At 70.5% G+C, this 24,272-nt stretch carries 18 protein-coding genes; 7 read left to right on the top strand and 11 right to left on the bottom strand.

Annotation, left to right across the window (positions count from 1 at the left end; all coding sequences use genetic code 11):
* Positions 1-41: 41 nt before the first annotated feature.
* The 4 genes from ACN26Z_RS19455 to ACN26Z_RS19440 are packed head-to-tail and all read right to left on the bottom strand — an operon-like array spanning position 42 to position 10,892.
* Positions 42-932: an SDR family oxidoreductase gene (locus ACN26Z_RS19455; RefSeq protein ID WP_282238065.1), complete on the bottom strand. Its 891-nt coding sequence runs from the start codon at positions 930-932 to the stop codon at positions 42-44.
* Complete coding sequence (locus ACN26Z_RS19450; protein ID WP_421462673.1) at positions 929-2,359, bottom strand: phthiocerol/phthiodiolone dimycocerosyl transferase family protein; 1,431 nt, start codon at positions 2,357-2,359, stop codon at positions 929-931. Before ACN26Z_RS19450 ends, ACN26Z_RS19455 begins: the two co-directional genes overlap by 4 nt.
* Positions 2,356-3,567 (bottom strand): FAD-dependent monooxygenase, encoded by a 1,212-nt coding sequence (locus tag ACN26Z_RS19445; RefSeq protein ID WP_421462672.1) that lies wholly within the window; start codon positions 3,565-3,567, stop codon positions 2,356-2,358. Before ACN26Z_RS19445 ends, ACN26Z_RS19450 begins: the two co-directional genes overlap by 4 nt.
* Entirely contained in the window at positions 3,567-10,892 is a 7,326-nt protein-coding gene (locus ACN26Z_RS19440; protein ID WP_421462671.1) for an amino acid adenylation domain-containing protein, read from the bottom strand. Before ACN26Z_RS19440 ends, ACN26Z_RS19445 begins: the two co-directional genes overlap by 1 nt.
* 487 nt (positions 10,893-11,379) lie before the next feature.
* On the opposite strand from ACN26Z_RS19440, the gene ACN26Z_RS19435 reads away from it, so the two are divergent.
* Entirely contained in the window at positions 11,380-12,687 is a 1,308-nt protein-coding gene (locus ACN26Z_RS19435; protein ID WP_421462670.1) for a cytochrome P450, read from the top strand.
* A 48-nt stretch (positions 12,688-12,735) separates the two neighbouring features.
* The gene (locus ACN26Z_RS19430; RefSeq protein WP_421462669.1) at positions 12,736-14,106 is read left to right on the top strand and encodes a glycosyltransferase; all 1,371 of its coding nucleotides are present in this window, start codon (positions 12,736-12,738) and stop codon (positions 14,104-14,106) included.
* An 88-nt stretch (positions 14,107-14,194) separates the two neighbouring features.
* Here the strand turns inward: ACN26Z_RS19430 and ACN26Z_RS19425 are convergent, their stop codons facing one another.
* The 4 genes from ACN26Z_RS19425 to ACN26Z_RS19410 form a co-directional block, all read right to left on the bottom strand.
* The gene (locus ACN26Z_RS19425) at positions 14,195-15,679 is read right to left on the bottom strand and encodes a S1 family peptidase (RefSeq protein ID WP_421462668.1); all 1,485 of its coding nucleotides are present in this window, start codon (positions 15,677-15,679) and stop codon (positions 14,195-14,197) included.
* A gap of 274 nt (positions 15,680-15,953) precedes the next feature.
* Positions 15,954-16,601 (bottom strand): class I SAM-dependent methyltransferase, encoded by a 648-nt coding sequence (locus ACN26Z_RS19420; RefSeq protein ID WP_421462667.1) that lies wholly within the window; start codon positions 16,599-16,601, stop codon positions 15,954-15,956.
* A gap of 130 nt (positions 16,602-16,731) precedes the next feature.
* Positions 16,732-17,523, bottom strand: coding sequence for an MBL fold metallo-hydrolase (locus tag ACN26Z_RS19415; RefSeq protein WP_421462666.1), 792 nt, complete (start codon positions 17,521-17,523; stop codon positions 16,732-16,734).
* Complete coding sequence (locus tag ACN26Z_RS19410; RefSeq protein WP_421462665.1) at positions 17,520-18,308, bottom strand: alpha/beta hydrolase; 789 nt, start codon at positions 18,306-18,308, stop codon at positions 17,520-17,522. The genes ACN26Z_RS19415 and ACN26Z_RS19410 overlap by 4 nt, the downstream gene beginning before the upstream one ends.
* Positions 18,309-18,556: 248 nt before the next feature.
* Between ACN26Z_RS19410 and ACN26Z_RS19405 the strand changes: the two genes are divergently transcribed.
* Both ACN26Z_RS19405 and ACN26Z_RS19400 read left to right on the top strand, forming a co-directional pair.
* Positions 18,557-19,330 (top strand): hypothetical protein, encoded by a 774-nt coding sequence (locus ACN26Z_RS19405; RefSeq protein ID WP_093407120.1) that lies wholly within the window; start codon positions 18,557-18,559, stop codon positions 19,328-19,330.
* Between the two features lie 141 nt (positions 19,331-19,471).
* Positions 19,472-20,182 carry a VOC family protein gene (locus ACN26Z_RS19400; protein WP_282238074.1) on the top strand — a complete coding sequence of 237 codons (711 nt, stop codon included), beginning with the start codon at positions 19,472-19,474 and terminating at the stop codon, positions 20,180-20,182.
* 74 nt (positions 20,183-20,256) lie between these two features.
* Here ACN26Z_RS19400 and map read toward each other — a convergent pair whose 3' ends face one another.
* Positions 20,257-21,075: a type I methionyl aminopeptidase gene (gene map / locus ACN26Z_RS19395; protein ID WP_421462664.1), complete on the bottom strand. Its 819-nt coding sequence runs from the start codon at positions 21,073-21,075 to the stop codon at positions 20,257-20,259.
* 76 nt (positions 21,076-21,151) lie between these two features.
* Here map and ACN26Z_RS19390 point away from each other — a divergent pair, with 76 nt between their 5' ends.
* Together ACN26Z_RS19390 and ACN26Z_RS19385 are read left to right on the top strand one after the other, a co-directional pair.
* Entirely contained in the window at positions 21,152-21,418 is a 267-nt protein-coding gene (locus ACN26Z_RS19390; protein ID WP_093407114.1) for a helix-turn-helix domain-containing protein, read from the top strand.
* A 173-nt stretch (positions 21,419-21,591) separates the two neighbouring features.
* A complete protein-coding gene (locus tag ACN26Z_RS19385) occupies positions 21,592-21,945 on the top strand; it encodes a hypothetical protein (protein WP_421462663.1) in 354 nt (117 codons plus the stop codon).
* 33 nt (positions 21,946-21,978) lie between these two features.
* Here the strand turns inward: ACN26Z_RS19385 and ACN26Z_RS19380 are convergent, their stop codons facing one another.
* Positions 21,979-22,449, bottom strand: coding sequence for a DUF4259 domain-containing protein (locus ACN26Z_RS19380; protein ID WP_282238077.1), 471 nt, complete (start codon positions 22,447-22,449; stop codon positions 21,979-21,981).
* Positions 22,450-22,693: 244 nt separating this feature from the next.
* On the opposite strand from ACN26Z_RS19380, the gene ACN26Z_RS19375 reads away from it, so the two are divergent.
* Positions 22,694-23,518: an SAM-dependent methyltransferase gene (locus ACN26Z_RS19375; protein ID WP_421462662.1), complete on the top strand. Its 825-nt coding sequence runs from the start codon at positions 22,694-22,696 to the stop codon at positions 23,516-23,518.
* A 31-nt stretch (positions 23,519-23,549) separates the two neighbouring features.
* Here the strand turns inward: ACN26Z_RS19375 and ACN26Z_RS19370 are convergent, their stop codons facing one another.
* Entirely contained in the window at positions 23,550-24,071 is a 522-nt protein-coding gene (locus ACN26Z_RS19370) for a hypothetical protein (protein WP_421462661.1), read from the bottom strand.
* Positions 24,072-24,272 lie beyond the last annotated feature (201 nt).

Genomic DNA, 24,272 nt, shown 5'->3' with positions numbered 1-24,272 from the left:
GTCGGTCGTCACGGTTCGGGCTGAGGGCGAGAGACGGTGAGTCAGCCATCGCGCGGCGGGACGAGCGCGGCGAGGTTCCGGTCGATCAGGTTGTCCGGCAACAGCCGGGCGGCCAGGCTCGCGATTCGTACGTCGGGGCCGACCGGGTACCGGGTCCTCGGCCGAGCCGCGGTGAGGGCACGGGCCACCGTCCGGGCGTACTGCCCGGGGGTGGTCCTGCTGCGATGCACCTGGCGTGCGTTGCGGCGCAGGAAGGCCCGGAACGCCGCCCGGTACAACGCCGCGGTCGGCTCCGGCACGCCGTCGATGAGCTCCTCCCCGGCCTGGTCGAGCTTCTCCCAGATCGGCGTACGGATCGCGCCCGGCTGCACCACCGAGACCGTGACACCGAACGGCCGCAACTCGCGCCGCAGACTGTCGCTGATCGCCTCCTTGGCGAACTGCGCCGCCGCGTAGGCGCCCAGGTACGGCAGCGCCACCCGGCCGAGTCCCGAGGTGACGTTCACGATCCGCCCCCGGCCGGCCCGCAGCAGCGGCAGGAACCCCTGGATCGTCTCCACCTGCCCGATCACGTTCGTCTCCAACTGCCGCCGGAACTGCTCACCGGACAGGCACTCCAACGGACCGGGTTGAGCGACACCGGCGTTGTTCACCAGGCCCCAGAGCCCGACTTCGCCGAGCCGCCGGGCCACCTCGTCCACCGCCTGCCGGATCTGACCCGGCTCGGTCACGTCGAAACGCAGCGGATGCAACCGGCCGGCCGACGACTCCGCGAGCAGCCGCTCGCCGTCAGCCGTGGCGCGCACCCCGGCGCAGACCTGGAAACCGATCCGCTCGAGGTGTAGGGCCGCCTCCCTGCCAAGACCGGACGACGCCCCGGTGATCACCACGGTGCGACCCGACGGCGTGATCCCTGCTGCTCTCCTGATCACGGGCGGCTCCGCCCCGGCCGGCAGCCGATCGCGGCGAGCGCAGCGTCGACGCTCGCCTCCACCAGGCCGATCGCCCGCTGCTCGGGCAGTGCGTCGGGCACGTAGGTGAAGTTCCAGAACAAGCGCCCGTGGCTGGTGTTCACCGTGGAGACGAGGTAGCCGCACACGGAAAGGCCGGCGACGAACTGGGCACCGGAGAGCTGCCACGGCCCGATCCGGGCGGGGAAGTCGTACCGGCCGATGTTGGACAGGCACAGGTTCACCGGACCGCTGCGTTCCATCATCTCGATGAACCGCCCGCTGGCGGTGACCGACTTCGGACCGGTGAGCCCGACCAGGTCGATCATGGAAAAGTGGCTGCCCGCCCGGCGACGGGCCGCGAGATCGTCGCTGATCGAGCGGGCGAGCTGCCAGAGGGAGAGCCCTGGACGGTATCTGACGAGGGTGGGCACGGTGGCGACGTACGCCCCCACGGCCCGTTCGGGCACGGCGGGCTCCAGCGCGTCGCGGAAGGTGACCGGGGAGCCGATCGTCACGTGTCCCGGCGCCGGTGGGCCGGTCTCGGCGGTGACGGCCAGCACCATCGCGGCCGCGAGTGCGCCGTGCACCGTGGTCTCCTCCCGCCGACAGGCCACCACCAGCGCCTCGACCTGCTCCGGAGTGAGGCTCCGGGCGAGCAGCCGGGTACGCCGCGCGGTGAACGGCACGAAGTGGCTCGGCACGACCCGGGCCGGACGGTGACGGTGCACCCGGTACAGGTCCCGGAGCAGCAGCCGCCGCAGCCGCAGCGCCCCGAGCACGCCCCGGTACCGGCGGGGAAACATCGCCTCGCAGGCGGGCAGCGCCGGCTCACCCGGCGCGCCCACCGGGTCCGGCACGGCCGACTCGGCACGGTCGACGTCCTGGGTGACGGAGTACGCCGGCTTGGCGAGTTCGATCCACTGCCGCAGCAGCGAGAGCACGGTCGTGCCGTCGGCCACGCAGTGCGGCATGGTCAGCAGCAGATCGTGCACCTCGTCGTCGGGCACGCCGGTGCTGGAGGCCCGGGTGAGCACCACGGCTCGACACAGCGGGCCGGTGCGCCAGTCGACCCGGTCGACGAGCTCGTACTCGTTGACTCGCCGCACCCAGCCCGGTGTCGCATCCGACGAAACGTCCTCGACGTCGGACACCTGATGCAGCGGTATCGGCCGATCGACAGGCACGAACCGGGGGGATCGCCCGTCCGGCGCGGCGGCGATCGCCACTCGCAGCAGCGGGTGCCGTCGGCGCAGGTGGTGCAGCGCGGCGCGGAGCACAGGGGCTGGTAACGGCCCGCGTACCCGGACGCGGGCAACGACGTTGAGCGGTGACACCTGATCGGCGATCCAGTACCAGCGTTCGAGCGGGCTCAACGTCCGCCGTGCCTCGGTCGTCGGCACGATCATTTCGGGGTCACCGTCGGGTCCGGGGAGCCGGCGAAGGTGAGTGCGATCTCGTTGCGCCGGTCGAGGAGGCGATCGGGCAGCCAGCGCAGGTAGAGCCGGCGGACCAGGTCGGCGATCGGGTGGGCCAACTGCTCGACCCGACTGAGCGAGTACGCTTCCCGGACCATCCAGCGGGTCCGATCGCGCCGCGCGGTCTCGTAGCGTCGCAGGGCTTGGGGCAGATCGACTGCCTGACGTAGGCAGTGGGCGAGGACGACGGCGTCCTCCACGGCCAGCGCCGCGCCCTGGCCGAGGCTCGGCAACATCGGGTGGGCCGCGTCACCGAGCAGCGTCACCGGTCCGCAGCCCCACCGGTCAAGGAACGGCCGGTCCCGGGCCGGCACGCTGATGATCGCCGACTCGGGCGTCTGGGCGATAGCGACCCGGATCTCCTCGGCCCAGCCGGAGTACGCCCGCTCGATCTCGGCCTTGCCGCCGCGCCAGTCACGGGCCACAGCCGGTGCCATGTTCAGCGTGCCCCACCAGTAGACCCGGTCGCCGTCGAGTTGAACCAGGCCGAACCGCTGGCCCCGTCCCCAGTAGTGGGCGGCGTAGCCGTCACGGATCTTCGGGTGTCGCAACGGGAGGGTAGCCAGCCAGCAGACGTACCCCGGTTCGCGGGGCCGCTCGAGTCCGGCTATCTGCCGGCGGACGGCCGAATGGAATCCGTCGGCACCGATGAGCAGGTCCCCCTCGGCGGTCTGCCCTTCGTGGAAGTCGACCCGGACGTGGTCGCCGGTCACCCGGAACCGCCGGGCCGTGGCGCCGAGCCGCACCGGTGGGTCGCCGGCGGCGGCGAGCAGCGCCTGGTGCAGCTCGGCCCGGTGGATGGCGACGTTCTGTGCTCCGAGTCGGTCACCGAGCCGCGCGAACGACACGGTCCTGATCGGATCGCCGGTGGCGGTGCAGAGCCGCAGTGCCGGGTAGGCGCGGCCCCGCCGCTCGACGTCGAGATCGAGGCCGAGGGTGCGCAGTGCGACGCGCGCGTTGGCGCTCAGCGACAGCGCCGATCCGCCGGGCCGCATGTCACCGGCTTTTTCGTAGATCTCCACGTCGACACCGACGTGACGCAGGGTGGCGGCTGCCGCCAACCCGCCGATGCCCGCGCCGATGATGAGTGCCTTGGGGCGTCGTCGCGCCGGGCGTCGCGTTCCGTCCGCTGCCGCCATCACCGGCCGCCGCCAACCGGGCTGGATTCGCTCTGGCCGGTCACCGGTGTGGTGGAACCGGCCAGCAGCTCGGCGATCCGGTGGGCCACGTCCACCACGTGCGGCGGGTCCATCAGTGCCAGATGGTCGCCAGGCACATCGAGCACGTCGATCCGGCCCGTGGTCAGTTCACCCCACCCGTTGAGCGGGTCGAGGTGCAGCGACCCGGCGATGTCGTGCATGGGTTTGAGCAGAGGCGGAAGCGGGTCGGAGGCCCGCAGCAGGGTGATGTTCTGGTCGACGACTTCGGGACGGTAGGCGATGATGGCCTCCCAGTTGGCCTTGAACACCTCGAACAGCCGACGCACCGCCGCCGGCGAGTCGCCCGGGCGTAACACCCCGGCGGCGCCGGCCCGGCGGGCGACGAAGTCCAGCCTTTCCTGGGGCGAAGTCAGATTCGACGGAATCGGCTCCAGTAGCGGCCGGTCCTGGTCGAGCGGCATCAGTTCCCAGAAGAACCAGTCGAGCAGCACGTCGTCGGTCACTGGCACCGGCTCGTCGGAGCGTCTGGCGATGGGATCGATGAGGATCAGCTGCTCTACCGGGCGGGCTCCGGTGGGGTCGAGCCGGCGGGCCGCCCGGTTGAGCTGGCGGGCCATCTCGAAGGCCACGACGCCGCCGAACGACCAGCCGCCGATCGTGTACGGCCCGTGCGGCTGGACCCGGCGGATCGCGGCGAGGTAGCTGGCCGCCAGTGCCGGCACGGACCGCAGCGGCTTCGTCCCGGCGGTGATGCCGGCAGCCTGGAGCGCGTGGACAGGCTGCTCCCGGGGCAGGTGCCGGGCGAGCGGCAGGTAGCACAGGACGTTGCCGCCGATCGGGTGAACGAGGAAAAGCGGCGTTCGCTCACCGGCGGCACGTATCGGCACCAGCGGGTCGACCGACGCCGGGTCCGCTCCGCCCGCCCGAAGCAGCGCGGCGAGGCTGGACACGGTCGGGGCGGTGACGAAGGCGGCGACTGGCACGACCACGCCGTACCGCCTCTCGATGAGCGTGACCAGGCGCATCGCGGTGAGCGAGGTGGCACCCAGCTCGAACAGGTTGTCCTGGACGTCGACCTGCGGCAGGTGGAGCAACTCCGCGACGATCTCCGCGAGGACGCGTTCGTACCGGTTGCGGGGCACCGTTGGCCGAGCCGCTTCCATGCGTAGCGGAAGCTCGCGCAGTCGGCGTTCGTCGCGTTTGCCGCTCGGAGTCAGCGGCATCTCCGGTAGCCAGTGGAAGTGGGTGGGCACCAACTGCTCGGGCAGCATTTCCCGCAGCCGGCGCCGCAGGTCGGTGAGGTCGACCCGAGCCGGCTCACCGACGACGAAGGCGGCCAGGAAGGCATCGGCGTTGTCCGGGCGTCGAGCCACCACCGCGGCCTCGCGGATGCCCGGGTGGTGCGTGGCCAGCTTCATCAGCGCTATCTCGGCTTCAAGCGGCTCCACCCGGAAACCCCGGATCTTGGTCTGGGTGTCGGTACGCGCGAGCCAGACCAGGTCGCCGTTGGGCAGCACCCGGGCCAGGTCTCCGGTGCGGTAGAGCCGCGCACCGGGCGTACCGGACGGGTTGGGCACGAACCGTTGAGCGGTCAGTCCGGGCTGCCGGTGGTAGCCCCGCGCCACCTGGACGCCGCCCAGGTACAGCTCCCCGGCGACTCCGGTTGGTACCGGACGCATCCGCCCGTCCAACAGGTACAGCTCGACCCCGGGAATCGCCGGCCCGATCGGGGGGAGATCGGGGAACCGGTCCGGGTCGCCGGTCATCGGGTACGCGGTGACGACGTGGGTCTCGGTCGGTCCGTACTGGTTCTCCAGGACCGCGCCGGCCGGCAGGGCCGCGATGAACCGGCGGATCTCGGCGGTCACCCGGAGCTGTTCTCCCGACGAGATCACCACCCGCAGCGCGCGGGGGTGGATCCCCAGCGTCACCGCGGCCCCGGCGAGTTGCTGGAGCATCACGTACGGCAGGGCGACCCGTTCGACGGACTCCCGGTCGAGCAGTCGCAGCAGCTCCGAGGTGTCTCGCCGCTGCCGTTCGTCGATGAGTTGGAGCGTCCCGCCGGCACTGATCGTGGTGAAGATCTCCTGGAACGACACGTCGAAGCTGAGCGGTGCGAACTGGAGGGTGACGCCGCCGGCTGCCGCACTGGCCGCTCCCGTCTGCCACGTGTGCAGGTTGCCGAAGGCGGCGTGGGACACTGCCGCCGCCTTCGGTACGCCGGTGGAACCGGAGGTGAAGAGCACGTAGAGCAGGTCGTCCGGCCGGTGCCGGGGCAGTGGGGCCGGTGTGACGACCCGAGGCGGTGCGAGGATGTCCTCCACGACCAGCACGATCCCGGGTCGGCCCACCAGTTCGGCGTGCGACCGGTCCGCGATGATTCGGACCGGTCGCGCCTGGGTGAGCATCGCCGCGATCCGCTCCGGCGGGTAGGTCACGTCCAGCGGCAGACAGGCCGCGCCGGCACGGGCGACGCCGTAGATCGACGCGATCATCTCGGGGGAGCGGCCCACCGCGATCCCGACCAGGTCGCCCGGACGCACCCCGGCGTGGATCAGCGCGTACGCGATTCGGTCGACCTTCTGCCGCAACCGCGCGTACGTCCACCGACGGGTCCCGGCGGCGACCGCCACGGCCTCCGGCGTGTGCCGCGCGTGATCGACGAGGCGGCGGACGATGTCGCTGTGCGGCCCGCTCGCCGGCCTGACCGGACCGGCCGTGACCACCGGCGTGGCCGGGGCCAGGAACCCGAAGTCCGGTGTGGCGTCCGGTTCGTCGGTGATCCGGGCGAGGATCCGCAGGTACGTCTCGGCGATCAGGTCGGTCTGCGCCCGGGTGAACGTCCGGCGGTCGGCGTCGATCCGCAGTGAGATGCGCTGCTCCGCCGGGTGGACGAAGACGTTGAGCAGCAACGCGAAGTTGGTCTCCTCCCAGGCGTCGAAACCGAGCAGCGTGATCGAGGGAAGTCCGAGCAGCGGCGCCAGGACGTGCATGTGCACGTAGTTGAAAGCCAGCTCGAAGACCGGCCCGCCGCCCCGGTCGTGCTGGATGGCGTGCAGCGGATAACGCCGGTACGGCTGGCACTCCTGCTCCCGCTGGTGCACCTCGCGGACAGCTTCCAGCCAGCAGGGGTGCTCGGACCGAAGACGCAACGGCACCGTGTTGAGGAAGAGCCCGGCCAGCCGCTCCGCTCCGTCCCGCTCGGGTCGGCCGTGGGTGACCAGCCCGACGGTCACGTCCGTGGCGCCGGAGTACAGCCGCAGCGTCAGGCAGTAGGCGGCGAGGAACACCGACTTCAGCGGGAGTCCGTGATCGTGGGCGAAGGCGCGTACCCGCTGCTCCAGACCCATCGGCAGCGGGACCAGCTGCGTCGGCGACTCATCGTCGCCCGGCGGCTCGTACTGCCGGAAGCCGTCGAGCTGGGTCAGCTCGGCGCCGTCGAGCCGGTCGGCCCAGAATCGCCGGGCCGACGTGGAGGCGAGCGCGCGGCGTTCCTCGACGACGTATGCGGCCGGGCCGGGCAGCGTCGTCTCGGCGACCGCCTCGATTCCGGCGCCGATCAGGTGCAGGTAGTCGCGGAACAGGTCACCGACAACGGTGGCGACGCTCCAGCCGTCCAGAAGCACGTGATGGAAGCTGAACACCAGGTCGACCACGCCGGAGGGGAGGACATGTGCCCGGAACAGGAACAGCGGCGGCTGGTCGAACGCGTACCGGTGGCGGCGTCGCTGTCGCATGTGTGCCAGCACCTCGGCCCGGGCGGCGTCCGGATCGAGGGTACGCAGATCAGCGATGTCGAGGCCGCCGGCGATCCGGGTGTGCACGATCTGCAGCGGTTCGGTGCAGCCACCCACGTCGAAGGCGGAGCGCAGGCCCGGGTGCCGGGTGACCAGCCGGTCGTACGCCGCGCGGAAGGCGTCCTCGTGCCACGGCATCCGGACCTCGTAACGGAAGACGTCGTGGTAGGCGGTGGCCGTCTCGTGCTCGCTGCTGTGGTAGAGGAGCCCGAGTTGGAGCGCGGTGGCGGGAAAGGCGTCCGCTGCGTCGCCGAGCCGGGCCCGGTCGAGCGGGGACACGAGTGCGAACGGGGCCTCCGCAGCGGGCGGGCTGGGTGACAGGTCGGCGGGCGCAGTGCGTCGGGCGTGCTGCGCCAGCGCCGCGATGGTCGGGTGTTCGGCCAGGTCGGCGAGGGTGAAACGCAGGCCCTGCCGTTCCGCCTCGGCACGGATGCGCAACGCCAGGATCGAGTCGCCGCCGATGGCGTGGTAATCCTGGTGGATGCCGACCGACGGCAGGTCCAGCACCCGTGACCAGATCGTGGCCAGGGTGCGCTCCACGTCGTCGCGGGGCGCCTGCGCCGGCTCCTGATGCGGCCGTGCCACCGGTACGGGCAACGCCGCGACGTCGAGCTTGCCGTTCGTGGTGAGAGGCATCCGGTCCAGCCGGCCGAAGAAGGCGGGCACCATGAAGTCCGGCAGGTGGCGCAGCAGGTGACCGCGCAGCCGCGCCGGGTCGAGGTCCGCCTCCGCCACGTAGTAGCCGACCAGGTGGAGGTCCCGACCGGCGGAGGTACGGGCGACGACCGCGGCCTCGCGGATCCCCGGGTAGCCGACGAGCACCTGCTGGACCTCGCCGGTCTCGACCCGGTTGCCCCGGATCTTCACCTGCCCGTCGAGCCGGCCGAGATATTCGAGGTTGCCGTCGGCGAGCCACCGGGCGAGGTCACCAGTGCGGTACATCCGGCCCTCGCCGCGCACCGGGTCGGTGACGAACCGGGTGGCGGCCGGCGCCTGCCCGCCGGTCCCGGTCCCGCCGACCCCGGCGCGTCCCAGGTAGCCCCGGGCGACGGCGACCCCGGCGACGCAAAGTTCACCGGGTACGCCCACCGGCTGCGGCTGGTCGTCCCGGCCGAGCACGTAGAGCCGGACGTTGTCGATCGGTCGGCCGATCGGCACGCGTCGCGTCGGCCGGTCCGGATCGGGGTGGCACTCGTGATGTGTGACGTCGACCGTCGCCTCGGTCGGCCCGTACAGGTTGATCAGCCAGGGCCCGGCGGAGGGGTCGGTGCCGGGCGGTCGGTGGAACAACCTGTGGAACTCGTCGACCCGTCGGGCGGGCAGCTCCTCACCGCTCGCGAAGACCAGCCGGAGCGGGTCGGCCTGCCGGCGCAGTTCCGGTGCCTCGGCCAGCAGGTCGAGGAACGGCCCGAACATCGACGGCACGAAGTGGATGACCGTCACTCCGTGCCGTGCCACGGTGGTCACCAGCGTGCGGGGATCCCGGTGCGCCCCGGGGCACGGCAGGACGAGTCGAGCACCCGCGAGCGCCCACCAGAACAGCTCCCACACCGACACGTCGAACGAGATCGGGGTCTTCTGCACGAGCACGTCGTCGCCGTCGAGCGGGTAACAGCGCTGCATCCACGCCAGCCGGTTAACCACCGAACGGTGTTCGACCATCACTCCCTTGGGGGCGCCTGTCGATCCCGAGGTGTAGATGACGTACGCGAGGTCGGTAGGCCGGGCGGACGGTGCGACCGGGTCGCTCGGGTAGGTCGTCAGCGCGTCGAGGCAGCGCACGGTCAGGCCCGGGACGGCATCCGGGCCGCCGCCTTGGGAGGCCGGCTGCGCACCGCAGGTCAGCAGGACCTTCGCGCCGCTGTCGGCGAGCAGGTACCGGATCCGGGCCGGCGGATGATCCGGGTCGACGGGGACGTACGCCCCGCCCGCCTTCAAAGTGCCGAGGATCGCGGCGAGCAGCGACGCTCCCCGCTCGGCCAGGATCGCCACCCGGTCGTCGCGGCCGACGCCGTCGGCACGCAACGCCTGCGCCACCCGGTTGGCTCGCGCGTCGAGGTCGGCGTAGCTGAGCGTCTCGCCAGTACCGTCCACCACCACGGCGATCCGGTCGGGTGTCCGGGCTGCCTGTTCCTCGAACAGAGCGTGGAGTGTCGCCTCGGTCGGATGGTCCACGTCGCAGTCGCCGTGCGCCCCGGTGACCTGGTCGAGTTCGGCGTCGCTGAGCATCGGGATCCGGTTCAGGGGCACGTCGGACCGGTCGAGCGCGTGGCTGAGGAGGGTGACGAGGTGTCGGCCCAACGCCTCGGCGGTGAAGTCCTCGTCGAACACGTCACGGGAGTAGTCGAGGTCGACGGTCAACGTGCCGTCGTCGTACTCGTTGACGAGCACGGCCAGAGCGTTCTGCTCACCTACCCGGCTGGCACCGAGTGTCCGGTGGGCGATGCCGGGAATCAACTCCGGACGTGGCCAGCGTAGCCAGGAGAGGGTCACGTCGTAGAGCTGACGGGGCCCATGGGGTGGGGTGACTTCGCGCAGCAGTTCGCCCCGCGACAGGCGTTGATGGGTACGCATCGAGCGCAGGGTCTGCTGCAGCTCGGCCGCCAGTGCGAGCATCGTGCGGGTACCGGGAACCGCGACCGGCACCGGCAGTTCGTTGGCGAAGTGGCCGACGGTGTGCCGCTGCGCGTACGTGCTCCGGTTGAGCATCGGCACGCCGAGCACGACCTGTTCGGCCCGATGGATACGACCGAGGCAGACCGCGAGGGCCGCCGCGAAGACGGTGAACGGCGACTGACCGGTGGCCCGGATCCGGTCGACGAGCTCCGGACGTAGGGGAAAGCTGTGCCGGGCGGTCCGGTAACGGCCGGTGGTACGAGGGGCGAACAGGGCTGGGGTGATGCCGTCAAGGCAGGCGCGGAAGTGTTCGACGTCCCGCTTGCGCTCAACGGATCCGGCGTAGTCGGCCATGTCCCGCACCAGGTCCAGGTAGGACGGGCGTCCGCCCGCGACCGGAGCCGTTCCCGCGAGGGCCGCCGCGTACCCGGCGCAGACCTGCCGCAGCAGCAGCCGGGCGCCCCAACCGTCGGTGACCAGGTGGTGGGCGTTGAGGTAGGCGTACGCGACGGACTCGCTCTCCCGCAGCAGGGCCAGCCGGTAGAGCCGGTTGCGGTGCAGCTCGAAGGGCTCGGCGAACGACTGTGCCATCCAGGAATGGCACGCCTCGTGCGGGTCGGGGGCGCTGGTGAAATCGTGGACCTCGACCACTGCCTGCTCAGGCTCCACCCATTGGAAGGGCAGTCCGTCTTTTTCGTCGAAGCGTAATCGCAGCGCGTCATTGGACTCTATCGCCTGCCGTACGCAGCTGAGCAGGAGCCCGTGGTCGAGGGGGCCGACGAACTGTTCCCATCCGCACACATTGAACTGCGGGTTTTTCGGAGACAAACGGCTTGCTACCCAGATGTCTGATTGGTATGTGGTTAACGACGTACGGCCCGGATTGATCACTGGTCACCTTTTCGCTCGCTACCGCACCGGACCGGGGCACCGATGGCATTCGCGATCGTGCCCGGTTCCGGAAGTGCGGAGGGTGTCGCTGCGGTCGAGATTGGCCGCTACGGACGAGGCGCGCGGCGGTGGAGACAAGGTGAGGTCAGCCGCCTGTTCTCGGCGGCTGTTCCTGACGTTTCTGTGGCGAAATTCTCCGGCGTGGCGTTCTCACGCCACCGCCGCTCCCGTTGATCACTTCGGGGCAGCGTAGCCGAGAGGTGGTGCCGGGGTCACGGCATCATTCTGATGTCTGTCAGCCTTTGGGAGTCGCCTCTCGTTCGTCTCTAGCGTATGACCCGAATTGAGCTTCCGGACGTGATCCTGGGCGTGATGGTCTTTGCGTGCGTGGGTCCTTGTGCCGGCTTTCAGGTGGGGGAATGAGGCGGGTGGACGCACCGGATCGGCGATCTGAGACGGGCATTTCATCTCGGGTGGCGGGAGCGTGATGTCCGGGCCCGGCACCCTCCTGCGGTGGACGGTGCGGCACGGTCTGCTGCGGCTCGGCATCGCCGCCGCCGCACGTCGGGGCGACACGCAGGCCCGGCTCTTTCTCGACCCGGTGATCCGCGAGAACCCGTACCCGTTCTATCGCCAGGTCCGCCAGACCGGTGCCCTCGTCCGTGGCCGCCTCATGTGGAGTGCCACGCGGCATGACGTGGTCACCGAGGTACTCCGCCGCGACGCGTTCGGCGTGCATCCGGACACGGTTCCGGTGCCCCGCCCGCTGGCGACGCTGCGCCGGCTGAGCCGGCGGGGGATGCCGATCGGGCCTATCGATCCGCCGTCGATGCTCGTCACCGACCCTCCCGCGCACACCCGCTACCGTCGACTCGTCGTCAAGGTCTTCACCGCCCGGGCGATCGAGGGTCTGCGGTCCCAGGTCGAGCGGCACTGTGCCGACCTGCTCGACGAACTGGGCCGGGCCGCCCCGCACCGCGGGCCGGTGGATCTGGTTGCGCGCTACGCCAGTCTGCTACCGGTCACCATGATCGCCGAGATCCTCGGCGTGCCACGGCAACTGCGCCAACGCTTCCTGGACTGGGGTTCCGCCATGTCGCCGGCGTTGGACCTTGGGCTCTCCCTCGGCGAGTTCCGCCGTGTCGAGGCGGGGATCCGGCAGCTCAACGCCTGGCTGCGGGGACACTTCGCCCGCCTGCGCGCCGATCCCGGCAACGACCTGCTGAGCCAACTGGTACTCCTGGACAGCGACGGTGAACGGCTGACCGAGGAGGAACTGGTCGTCCTCGCCGGCCTGCTGATGGCGGCGGGCTTCGAGACGACCGTGAATCTCCTCGGCACCGGCACGGCGCTACTGCTGGCCCACCCCGAGCAACTCGCCCTGCTGCGTGCCGAGCCGCACCGGTGGCCGAACGCGGTGGAGGAGATCCTGCGTTATGACTCCCCGGTGCAGACGACTGCCCGATACTGCCGGACCGACACCGAGGTGGCCGGGGTACGGCTACGCCGGGGCGAGGTCGTGGTGCCGATGCTGGGCGGGGCCAACCGGGACCCGGCTGTCTTCGCCGATCCGGACCGCTTCGACGTGACCCGGGGCAACGCGCGCGACCATCTCGCCTTCTCCAGCGGGGCACACTACTGTCTCGGCGCCAACCTGGCCCGACTCGAGGGCGAGATCGGACTGCGCAGCCTGTTCGAGCGGTACCCCGATCTGGCGCTGGACGGCGTACCGCAACGCCGGCCGACCCGGGTGCTCCGTGGCTACGACCACCTGCCGGTACGCCTCAGGCCATGACGCCGAGCCCGAAGCCGACGTACCGGTGTCGACGTGTCAGGAGCCGAGGTGCCAGCAGCAGCCGGGGCCGTGCCCCGCAGGCCGATCATGTTCGCCAGCCCGTCCCACCCCGGACAGCTCAACCCGTTGCTGACCATCGCCGCCGAGATGTCCCGACGGGGTGAACCGGATCTGTGGTTCAGCGTCGACGTCGACGCCCGGCACCGGGTCGAGGCGGCTGCGCTCGGCAGCCCGCTGCGTTATCTGCCCGGCGCCGACGTGCCGGTGCGGATCGAGGGCGAACTGTATGCGGCGATGGCCGGTGGACGACGTACCACCGCCGGCCTGGCCGCTCTCGCCCGGGCGGTACGTACGGCCGACGCCACCGCACAGGTATACCGGCGCAGCCTGGACCACATCGAGCGGGTCGACCCCCGGCTGATGGTCATCGACGTGATGAACCTCGGCGCACTCGACGCGGCGACCACTGCGGGCGTGCCCTACGTGCTGAGCGTGCCGTATCCGATCAGCGCCGCCTACCTGAGCCGTCTGCCGTGGGACTACCCGACGCCGACCTCGGGGCTTCCGCGCCGGCTGACCGGGGCACAGCGGTTGACCAATGTGCTGTTCCGCGCACGGCTGCACATGGCGCTGCTGCGCGCGCTGGCCGGGCCGACCTGGCGGCGCCGGGCCCGCGGCCTGGCCAACGCCTCCGGTGACCCCGCTGAGTACGCCGCCGCAGCGGTCGCCGTCTTCGGCTACACCGTGTTCGGGCTGGAGTACCCCTTTCCCGCACCGGACCATCTGCACCTGTTGGGCGCGATGGTGCCTGAGGAAACCACGACGCCCGGGCGACCCTGCGACGAACTGACCGACTGGCTGGACCAGCAGACCAGCGTGGTGTACGTCTGCCTGGGCACCCTGGCCAGTCTCTCCGCTGCCCAGCTCGACGCGTTCGCCGAAGCACTCGGTCGGATCGGCCCGGAACACCAGGTGCTGTGGAAACTGCCACCCCAGCAACGTTGCGTGCTGACCAGACCGCTGCCGGCGAACATCAGGGTCGAGGAGTGGGTACCGTCCCAACTTGCGGTGCTCGCTCACCCGGGGGTACGCGCCTTCGTCTGCCACGGCGGTGCGAACGGTTTCCACGAGGGGATCCATTTCGGACAGCCGATGCTGATCACCCCGTTCTGGCTGGACTGCTACGACGTCGCCGCCCGGGCGGTCGACGCGGGTGTCGGGCTGGCCCTCGACGAACCGCCCCAGGTGGACCCGGACGAGATCACCGGCAAGCTGCGTCGGCTGCTTTCGGAGGACGGCTTCCGGCAGCGCAGCTGCTACTGGAGTGAGCAGAGCCGTAAGGCGGGCGGGGCAGGGCGCGCGGCGGACCTGTTGCGCGAGCTCTCCGGCCGCGACGAGCGGCCAGCGGAAGTGGCGTGACCCGGTGACGTCAGCCCCGACCCGGGACGGCCGAACGCCGGTGGCGGGGTGCGTCCGATCCGCACCCCGCCACCGGGCCGTCGAAGGGTCAGGGGTTGGTGATGCCCAGCGAGTAGCTGCCGGAGCCGCTGTACGCGTGCACCTCGAAGCGGTAGTAACCCGCCGTGCCGTTGTAGGTCAGCGACTCATCCGGCCCGGCGCTGTAGGAGCCGGCCACGTCGACCCAGGCCGATCCGCTCCACTTTTGCAGGTAGAGGTCGAAGTCCACCCCGGTCGGCCCGTCCAGGCAACCGCGGTGGGTGCCCGAGGAGGACGAGTAGTAGTAGCTGCCGTTCGGCTGGTAGCGACTCTGGCCGGAGGAGATGCTGCCGGTGTAGGTCGCCTCGTAGCCGCTGCACCCGGTGGGCGGCGGCGGCTCGTTACCACCGCCACTGGTGCGCAGCGTCAGGCCGTACGCCGAGAGGATCTCGTTGACCGGCTGGAAGTAGGTGGTCCCGCCGGAGGAGCAGTTGCCGGAGCCACCCGAGGTCACGCCCTGGGCCTGCTGGCCGGACAGCCACGACCCGCCCGAGTCGCCCGGCTCGGCGCAGGCGTTCGTGCGGGTCAGTCCGCTGACCGAGCCCTCGGCGTAGTTGACGGTCTGGTTCTTGGCCTGGATGGTGCCGCACCGCCAGCCGGTGGTCGAGCCGGAGCGGCAGACCGCCGCACCGACGGCGGCCTCGGTGGAGCCGGCGACCGTCACGTTGCCGCCTGAGTAGTTGTTGACCCACGGCTGCGGCGTCCAGTTCGAGTTGGTCTGGACCCAGCCGTAGTCGTTGCCCGGGAACGACGAGCCGCGGAAGGTGCCCTGGGTCACCTGGTTGTAGCCCTGGGTGGCGGTGCCGGTGCGGCCACAGTGTCCGGCGGTGACGAAGCCTCCGGTCACCGAGAACCCGACCGAGCAGCGTCCGCCCATGTAGTAGGCGTCGCCGCCCCGGACGTCGTAGAGCAGCCGAGGAGCCTCGGTGGTGCTGACCACCCGGACCGCGGTGGCGTCGACGCGGCTCGTGCGGACGAACTTCGCGGCCGCTGCGGTGTTCCCGTTGGCGAGGACCACGACGGTGTTGGTCGTGACGTCGACGTACCAGCCGGGTACCGCGCCGGCCGGCGCCTTGGCTGCGTGGCGGTCCAGGGTCGCCTTGATCCGGTCCAACTCGGCGCCGCTGCGCTCGACGATCGTCGCCTGCGCGCCAGCGGCCTTGACCCGGTTGGCTGCGACCTTGCCGGTAACGGCGACGACCAGGCCGTCGGCGGTCATCCAGCCACCGGCGTACGACGAGCCCAGGGACCGGCGCAGACTGGCGTCCGTCCTGGTTCCCTTGTCGTCCCGGGCGATCCGGGTGCGCGCCTCGGTGGGGGTCAGATCGAGGTCACGCTGCATCGCGGCGAGCATCTCCGACGATGCGGCCGCCACGGCGGCGCTGGCGGTGTCCGGGGTGGGCAGTGGGGCCGCTGCGGCGGGGGTTACCGCGACGGCGATGGCACCGACGGGCAGCAGGATCGCTGCTGCCGCGAGGGTGAGAACTCGTCTCATCTATTGCCTCCTGTGGAAACGGCGGCGCGGATCGGGGGTGCGCCGCGATCGGGGCGGGGTTGTCCCGCCGCGCTCCGCCCTCGGGGTTTGGGCGACGATGCTGCGGGTGTCGCAGCCCGTTGACCTGGCCGGTGCCGCTGCCGGGCGCCTCGGAGGTACGCCAGCCGGATCAGGTGGGCCACCGCCAACCTAACCGGAATCCATAGAGAAAGATCTATACCAGTTAACTCATATTAAGGCGAGCGATGCTCGGTTCCTGGCGTACGCCGGCTGCTCACGCGGGCTTGACCGCGTGTACGCGTTCGACGGTGCCGGCCTTCGACCGCTCGGCCTCGACGACGGTGAACCCTGCCGTCCGCACGAGTGGCAGCTGACGGCGGGTGAGGTGCTCGCCGGCCGAGCGAATCGTCAGCCGTTCAAGGAGCCACTGCGCGGCGTAGATCGGTGGCCACGTGCTACCGATGTGGTCCAGCAGGAGCAGTCGGCCGCCGGGTACGAGGGCCCGCTTCATCTCGTCGATCGCCCGCGCCGGCCGCGGAATGCTACACAGTGAGAGGGCGCAGACCACGGTGTCGAACGAGGCGGCAGCGAAGGGCAGCTCCTCCGCGTCGCCCTCGCGCAGGTCGACGGTGCGGCCGAGATCTGCGGCCCGTCGCCGCGCTATGTCCAGCATCGCCCGGCTCAGCTCGACGCCCGTCACCGTCGTGTCGACGGGGTAGTACGGCAGGTTACGGCCGGTGCCGATGGCGACCTCCAGCACCCGACCACGCGCGCGGGCACCCAGCCATTCGCGGCCACCGGCGAACTGGACCCGCTCGAAGAACGCGATCTGCTTGTCGTAGCGGGGTGCGGACCTGTCCCACACCCGTCGCTGCCTCGCCGTCGGCGTCTCGGCGATCTTCCTCTGGGCGGGGCCGTTCATGATGGTGGTCTTTCCTCGTAGCCGGGCGGCCGGACGGATTGTCGGTGCTGAGCGACATGTCGCTGTGACATGAATATGCCGCTGAGACAGTTTGTTCGGGCTCTTGTCGTCGCTCGGGTCACCCGCTCGCTCAGACCGTGAGGGTAGTGGCCGTGCCGGGGGTGAGCCAGCGCAGGCTCTCCCGGACCGGGGACGGAGCTGCGGCGAAGGCGGCCTCGATCGCCGGTCGGCCCTCGCGGAAGTGACCCCAGCCCTCGTAGTGCACCGGTAGCACGGTGTGGGCCTTGAGCAGACCGCACAGTTCGGCGCCCTCGGCTGCGGTCATCGTGTAGCGCAGCGGACCGGTGAGGCCGAACCGCACCGCTCCGAGGTGCAGTACGACGGTGCCGATGGCGAACCGGTCGGCGACCTGACGGACTCCGTCGTAGAGCACGGTGTCGCCGGTGATCCAGAGCGGACCGTGCCGCTGGCCGGGCCAGCGCAGCACGAACCCGGTCACCTCGCCGACGACCGGCCGGCTCAGTGGTGGGCCGTGCCGGCACGGGGTCGCGATGACCTCGATGGTCGGGCGGCCGGGTGCGGTGAGTGTGGTGTGCTGCCACGGTGCCAGGCCGGTGGCGCCGGCACCGAGTCGCCGGCCGCCGGCCACCGTGGTGACGACCCGGCTCGCCGCCCGCAGCAGGCCCCGGCCGGCGTCGTCGAGGTTGTCGGCATGGTGGTCGTGGGTCAGCAGCACCGCGTCGAGGTCGCCGAGCGACTCGGCGGCCAGTGCGGGGCCGGCTAGCTTGCGTGAGGCGGTGCCCCAGCCGAACTGGTAGGTCCGCCCGGGCTCGTCGAACGTCGGGTCGGTGAGCAACTGCCAACCGTCGACCTCGATCAGCACGGTCGGACCGCCGATGGGCGTGATCCGTACGTCGGTCATGCCGCCTGCCGCACGGCCCAGTCGAGCACCTCGTCCGCGATCCGCTGCCACCCCTGCTGGGCCGGCAGCAGGTGGGCGTACCCCGGGTACTCGCGGCGTTCGGTGACGGTGTTGGAGGTGTAATGCTCCGCGTTCGACCTCTGTACGGCGGGCGGCATGATGTGGTCCTCACCGCCGGAGACGAACAGCAGCGGCGCGCGGTCATCGTTCTGGTAGTCGACCCAGGTGTCCTGGTGACCGGGCTGGAAGTTGGCCAAGACACCGCCCCACACGATGCCGCCGGGGGCGGGGATGTGGTAGCGCTCGTAGAGTGCCCGCGACTCCTCGTCGGTGAACGTGTTGGTGAAGGCGTACTTCCACTGTTCGAGGGTCAAGCCGACCGCCTTGTGTCGGTTGGCGGGGTTCCTGAGCACCGGGAAAGTGGATTTGACCTGGGACAGGGGGACCACGCGAACACCCTCGGTGGGTGCCGAGTTGAGCGCCACGCCAGCGGCGCCGAAGCCGTGGTCGAGCAGGATCTGGGTGAAGGCGCCACCGGCGGAGTGACCGATGACGATCGGAGCCTCCGGCAGCCCCCGCACGACCTCTTCGAGGTGGGCGATGATCTGCGGCACCGTCACCTGTGCGATCGGGGCCGGGTCGGCGTTGAGCGCCTCCACCTCGACCTCGAATCCTGGGTATGCGGGGGCCACCACCTGGTGGCCCTTGCTCTCATAGTGGGAGATCCAGTGCTCCCAGCTGCGGGGCGTCACCCAGAAGCCGTGCACCAGGACGATCGGTCTCATGGCTGGTACTCCTCTGTAACACGTCCACAACTGCGCCGTATCAAACACCGTGCGGATGGAGAAACCCCGTCGTGCGTTCGCGGTTGCGGCAGAACGGCGAACGAGACGACGAGGTCGAGCTCAGTATGCGCCCCGCCGAGGGGTAGGACAACGCAGGCAAGTAGATCCAACATCTGCTATATATGGGAACGCTCCCAAGCCTCGCCACCCCAATTTGCCGTGGTGGAAATCAGCTCCTGGAGGAGAACATGCGCAGCCTTCTTGCCGCGTTGACGGCCCTGACGGTCGGCGTCACGGTCGGCAGTGTCCCGTCCGACGCCGCGGACGCCGCCCACCGAGGCTCCTGCACCCGGCAGATGCTCTTCTGCGAGGACTTCGAGCGACTGCCGCGCGGTGGCGCCAGCACCCTGGACTGGGGCATCGACACGCGCAACGGCACACTCACCGTGGAACGTGCCCGTCGTGGCAACCAGGTGTTGCACATTCACACCGTCGACAACGGACGAGCCTTCCTTCGCGTCGATGATTTCGCCGCGCCAGGAAACCGCTTCTACGGTCGGATGCGGCTGCGCGTCGATGCCTTCCCCACCGGCCCGGACTGGGCGCACTTCACCCTGGTCGAGGCGACCGGCACCGGCAGCTCGGAGATCGTCCGTCCGATCGGCGGGCAGTACGCACCCACGGTTCCCGGCATCTTCTGGGGGGTGGGCGCCGACGGCGGGCCGACCGGCGACTGGACCAACTGGCGCGAGTCCGCCCCGGTCGTCGAGGACACCTGGCAGTGCTTCGAGTGGCAGCTTGACCCGGCGGACAACCGGGTCGCGGTGTGGATCGACGGGGTGGCGAACCCGGAGCTGACCGCCTCCACCACCGAACACGGTGGCAACGACGTGCCGTTCGTCCTGCCGACGGTGAACACCGTCAAGATCGGCTGGCAGCTCTACCAGGGCGGCACCACGCCGGGCGAGTTCGATCTCTGGATCGACGACATCGCCCTGTCCACCAGGCGCCTCGGCTGCTGACCTCCACGGCCGACACGCCGTTCGGGGAAGACCACGCGGGCGTCGTCGGGATATTCGGCTGTGCCCGGCGACGAATCTCCCTACGCTCCACCCGGTGAATGGCGCTGCCGATGATGGTCAGCCGACGATCCGGGGGATGCAATGACGTGTCAGCTGGTCGCGGTGTGTTTCGATGCCAGCGCGCCGCTGCGGTTGGCGCAGTTCTGGGCCGGCCTGCTCGGCCGGGATGTCGTTCGTGACGCCGGCGGCGCGTTTCTCCCCGGCACGGACACGCAGCTCGGCCTCCGGTTCGTGGCAAGCCGCGCGAAGCGGGTGGGGGAGAACCGCCTGCACCTGCACCTCACCAGCGCCAGCCCGGACGACCAGCAGCAGACGGTGGCCAGGGCGCTCGCTCTCGGTGCGGGCCACCTGGACCTGGGACAACGCCCGGAGGAAGGACACGTCGTCCTGGCCGACCCCGAAGGTAACGCATTCTGCGTGATCGAGCCGGGCAACAAGTTCCTCGCCGGATGCGGGTTCCTCGGTGAAATCGCCTGCGACGGCACCCGGGAGGTCGGCCTCTTCTGGCAGGCGGCGCTGCACTGGCCGCTCGTGTGGGATCAGGGTCAGGAGACCGCCGTGCAGTCACCGCGCGGTGGGACGAAGGTCGCCTGGGGTGGTCCGCCTGTGGCACCGAAGCAGGGAAGGAGCCGGCAGCGCTTCGAACTTGCGCCACCCGCTGACGGTGACCAGCGGTCGGAGGCCGACCGGCTGGTGTCCCTCGGCGCCACGTGGATCGGGGTCGGCGAGGACGGCACGGTCATGCTGGCCGACCCCGACGGCAACGAGTTCGGTGTCCTGCCCCCCGGATAGCCCACATGACCCGGCATTGACCGCTGCCGGTGCTGACAACCGGCGGTCCGTCGACCGCGCGGAGATCGCCCGGGTCAGGAGTGGGTGGCGGACTTCTCGGGGTGGTCCGGGGAGGCGGTGCCGTGGGCGGGGCGGCGGGTCAGGACCCGGGGGCCGGAAGCCGTGACGGCGACCGTGTGCTCGGAGTGGGCGGTGCGGGAACCGTCGGCCGATCGGATGGTCCAGCCGTCCTTGTCGTACCTGATCTTGTCGGTGGAGTGGCAGAGCCAGGGCTCGATGGCGATGGTCAGACCGGGTTCGAGTTTCAGGCCGCGCCGGGGGCGGCCGCTGTTGGCCACGTGCGGGGCCTCGTGCATGGTGCGGCCGATGCCGTGGCCGCCGAACTCGCCGTTGACCCGGTAACCGTAGGCGTTGGCGACCTCGCCGATCGCGGCGGAGACGTCGCCCAGCCGGCCGCCGGGCTGGGCGGCCTTGATGGCGGCTTCCAGTGCGACCTCGGTGGCCTCGATCAGCCTCAGGTCGGCCGGGTCGGGGGTGCCGACGACGATGGAGAGCGCGGAGTCGGCGACCCAGCCGTCGATGCCGACCGCCATGTCGATGCTGAGCAGATCGCCGTCACGTAGGACGTAGTCGTGGGGAAGACCGTGCAGTACCGCGTCGTTGACCGACAGGCACAGCACGTTGCGGAACGGGCCGCGGCCGAACGAGGGGGCGTAATCCCAGTAGCAGGACTCCGCACCGCGTTCGTTGATCCGACGGCGAGCGTAGTGCTCAAGGTCCATCAGGTTGACGCCGACGGCGGCGACACCGCTCAGCTCGGCGAGCAACTCGCCGACGAACTGGCCGGTCACCGCCATCAGCTCGATTTCCTCGGCCGACTTGAGCTCGATCATGAAAAAGCCTCCCTCACTCCTGCGGTATTTTTATACCACGTCACGATGGGGCGGCTCGGAGGGATATCCTGCTGGCATGGTTCGCCAACCGCTCACCGCCGAACAGATCGCCGCGGGCCAGCGCCTCGGAGCCGCCCTGCGGGCCGCTCGAGCCGGCCGCAGCCTCGTCGACGTGGCCCTGGCAGCCGGCATCTCGCCCGAGACGCTGCGCAAGATCGAGGCGGGCCGCCTCCCCGCGCCGGCGTTCGGCACCGTGGTCCGCCTCAGCCACGCCCTGGACGTTTCTCTCAGCGATCTGGCCGAGGTCTGGCGGGCCGACATGCCCGTCCGCCAGGCGTCCTAGGGTCCCTGCCGACCTTATGCGTCCGTTGAATCCCCCCCCGCGCGGGACGGCCTGACCTACCCGTCATCTTCCTGGACCTCGACGGCGTACTGAATCCCTTCGCGGCACCGACCTGCCCGGACGGCTACCAGGAACGTGTCCTCTTCGACGGGGAAGATCCGCAGCGCTACTGCGTGGCGCATGCCGACTGGATTCGGGAGTTGGCCGTCGCCGGAGAGCTGTGGTGGGCAACGGGTTGGGGCGAGGACGCCAACGAGCTCTACCTGCCGCTGCTCGGAGTCGGGCCGCTGCCGGTGGTCGGCTTCCCGCCGGTGCCGTTCGATCCTGAACTCAAGGTGCCGGCCGTGGCCGCCGTGGCCGCCGATCGACCGGCCGCGTGGATCGATGACGACCACACCGCCGTCGGCCGGCGGTGGGCCGCTGCCCGTTCGGTACCGACCTTGCTCGTATCGATCGATCCCGCGCTCGGCTGGGCGCGATCGGACGTCGACCGCGTGCTCACCTGGGCGGCATCCCTGCCCAGGTGAGCACGGGTCGCACGAAGCCCGAGAGGCCCCGTCCTACCTCGCCGAGTCGTGATCCGGTCGACCTGCGGACCCATCCGTGCCGGATCGGGCCGTCAGTGTCCGGCGCAGCTCGCGGACGGTGTCGAAGGCCGGGTTGTCGTCGTCGGCGTACGCCTCCTGCCACAGGTCGTGCCATTCGGAATCTGCGGACATGATCCGCTCGAGCGCGCTCGCGGCCAGTGCGGGCAGGTCGCCGGGCAGGTCGAGTCGGCCGCCGCTGCGGAGAACCTCCGGCGCGTACGGTGAAGTGACGGGTTGCCCGCCGGGCAGGTGCGCGGCCACGATCGCGGCTGCGGCGATCGCCTCGCAGGCGATGTCGGAGTCGAGGTAGTCCTGCTCGACGGCGGCCCCGTGCAGGGCCTTGCGGACCAGTGCCGGACGCTCAGTGGCGTCGGCCTTGTCGAGGTCGCCACACCAGTCGGCGGCGGTGTCGTTGTCGAACGGTCCGCTGTCCCAGCTACCCACGTAACCCTCCCAAGATCGGTTGTGCGGCATTCTGGCACCGGCCACCGACAGGCTTCGACGCTGACCGGGACGACGGTGGCGCATCGACCGCCGGATGTCTGGCACCCGAACGAGGAGCCCGAGACGGACCGGAGTGAGCGCGCCGTCGAGGGGACCACTTAGGATGGTCGACGGCGTCGGCCGCAGGATGTCGAGCAGGTGCAGTTCGGCCGACCGTGATCCGGTGTGGACGAGGAGACGAACTGTGGCGAATGAAGAGGTGGCACCGTCCGGGGTCGACATGAGCGTGCCGAGTATCGCCCGGGTGTACGACTTCATGCTCGGTGGCAAGGACAACTTCGCTGTGGACCGTGCCGTCGCCGAGCACGCGCTCAGGATCACGCCGGACGGCCCGCAGGCGGGCCAGGCGAATCGGGCCTTCCTGCGTCGGGCGGTGCGCTTTCTCACCGAGCAGGGCATCGGGCAGTTCCTCGATCTCGGTTCCGGTCTGCCCACTCAGGGCAATGTGCACCAGGTGGCCCTGCGCCACGACCCGCAGGCGCGGGTGGTCTACGTCGACAACGATCCGATCGTGCTGGCGCACGGTAGGGCGCTGCTGGCCGACGCCGGAACCGCGACGGTGGTCCAGGCCGACATCCGGTCGCCGGAGGCCATCCTGGAGCACCCGGAGGTCCGCCGGTTCCTGGACTTCGACCGCCCCGTCGGGCTGTTGCTCTTCGCGATCCTGCACCACCTCACGGACGACGAGAACCCGAAGGCGGTGGCGGCGAGGCTGATCGACGCCCTGCCGTCGGGCAGCTACGTCGCGATCTCCCACTTCCGTGATCCCGGTGACCGGCACCCCGATGCCTCCCGGAAGGCGCGCGAGGTCGAGCGCATCTTCAACGAGTCCCTCGGCACCGGTCGTTGGCGTACCGACGAGGAGATCCTCTCCTTTGTCGAGGGGCTGGAGGTGGCGGAACCGGGCCTGGTGCCGGTGGCCGCGTGGCGACCGGACCCGGATGAGACCGCACCGGAGCAGAGCGACACCTACCACACCTTCGTCGGGGTGGTCGCCCGCAAGCCGTAGTACCGCGGCGTGGCCGGCTGCGCGGAGCCCGTCACCGCCACACGGTGATCTGACTGGCCACCAGCGCCTTCTGCCCTTCGAACGGGCGGTACGCCGCCCGGTCGGTCAGGTGGTGGCGGGTCGCGAGGCTGCGGTACGAGAAGCGGACCACGGTCCCCTCCACGCTGAGCAACTGCGGCGGGGTCGCCTCCACCGCCTGCCCGGTCAGGACGAGCAGGGTGCGGTCGGCCAGATCGACATCCCGTACGACGAGCGCGCGCTCGTCGATGACCCGGTCCACGGTCGCGGTCACGGTCAGCGCGTCACCGACGTCGACCTTCGCGAGGGTGTTCGGCGGGCTGGTGCCGGTGGCGGGAGGTGGCGGTTCCGCCGCCGGCTCGGGGGCGCAGCCGGTGACGGTGAGTAGGGCCGTCAGTGCGGTGCCGAGCGCTGCGTGCCGGACGCCGCGCGGAACGGCTCCTCCTTGGCCGCCTCGCACGGCCGGATGGACTGCTGGATCGCCGGCAGCGCGCACCCGCCGCGTGGTCCAGTTGGCAAAACGTCGGTCGCGCATGTCGTCGCCTCCTCGAAACGATGCCTGTTCCCAGAGATGCCCTGCGGGATGACGGGTGCCGCGCGAACGTGTGACGGTCACGTGACATCACGAATCGAGACGTACCAACTGATTGACCAGGGGTTTTCCCGCCTCCGGCCGGGGGTAGCGCGATAGTCGACCAGGGCGGTGACCGGACACGATCCGCCGACGGGACACCCT

Source organism: Verrucosispora sp. WMMD703 (assembly GCF_049178935.1).
GTDB classification, from domain to species: domain Bacteria; phylum Actinomycetota; class Actinomycetes; order Mycobacteriales; family Micromonosporaceae; genus Micromonospora; species Micromonospora sediminimaris.
This window is presented reverse-complemented; position numbering and strand designations above follow the sequence as displayed.

Coding starts and splice junctions, on each gene's coding strand:
- ACN26Z_RS19445 (WP_421462672.1), bottom strand. CDS start 3,567: ATGGCGGCAGCGGACGGAACGCGACGCCCGGCGCGACGACGCCCCAAG.
- ACN26Z_RS19435 (WP_421462670.1), top strand. CDS start 11,380: ATGTCCGGGCCCGGCACCCTCCTGCGGTGGACGGTGCGGCACGGTCTG.
- ACN26Z_RS19410 (WP_421462665.1), bottom strand. CDS start 18,308: ATGAGACCGATCGTCCTGGTGCACGGCTTCTGGGTGACGCCCCGCAGC.
- ACN26Z_RS19420 (WP_421462667.1), bottom strand. CDS start 16,601: ATGAACGGCCCCGCCCAGAGGAAGATCGCCGAGACGCCGACGGCGAGG.
- ACN26Z_RS19370 (WP_421462661.1), bottom strand. CDS start 24,071: ATGCGCGACCGACGTTTTGCCAACTGGACCACGCGGCGGGTGCGCGCT.
- ACN26Z_RS19415 (WP_421462666.1), bottom strand. CDS start 17,523: ATGACCGACGTACGGATCACGCCCATCGGCGGTCCGACCGTGCTGATC.
- map (WP_421462664.1), bottom strand. CDS start 21,075: ATGATCGAGCTCAAGTCGGCCGAGGAAATCGAGCTGATGGCGGTGACC.
- ACN26Z_RS19425 (WP_421462668.1), bottom strand. CDS start 15,679: ATGAGACGAGTTCTCACCCTCGCGGCAGCAGCGATCCTGCTGCCCGTC.
- ACN26Z_RS19390 (WP_093407114.1), top strand. CDS start 21,152: ATGGTTCGCCAACCGCTCACCGCCGAACAGATCGCCGCGGGCCAGCGC.
- ACN26Z_RS19400 (WP_282238074.1), top strand. CDS start 19,472: ATGACGTGTCAGCTGGTCGCGGTGTGTTTCGATGCCAGCGCGCCGCTG.
- ACN26Z_RS19405 (WP_093407120.1), top strand. CDS start 18,557: ATGCGCAGCCTTCTTGCCGCGTTGACGGCCCTGACGGTCGGCGTCACG.
- ACN26Z_RS19450 (WP_421462673.1), bottom strand. CDS start 2,359: ATGATCGTGCCGACGACCGAGGCACGGCGGACGTTGAGCCCGCTCGAA.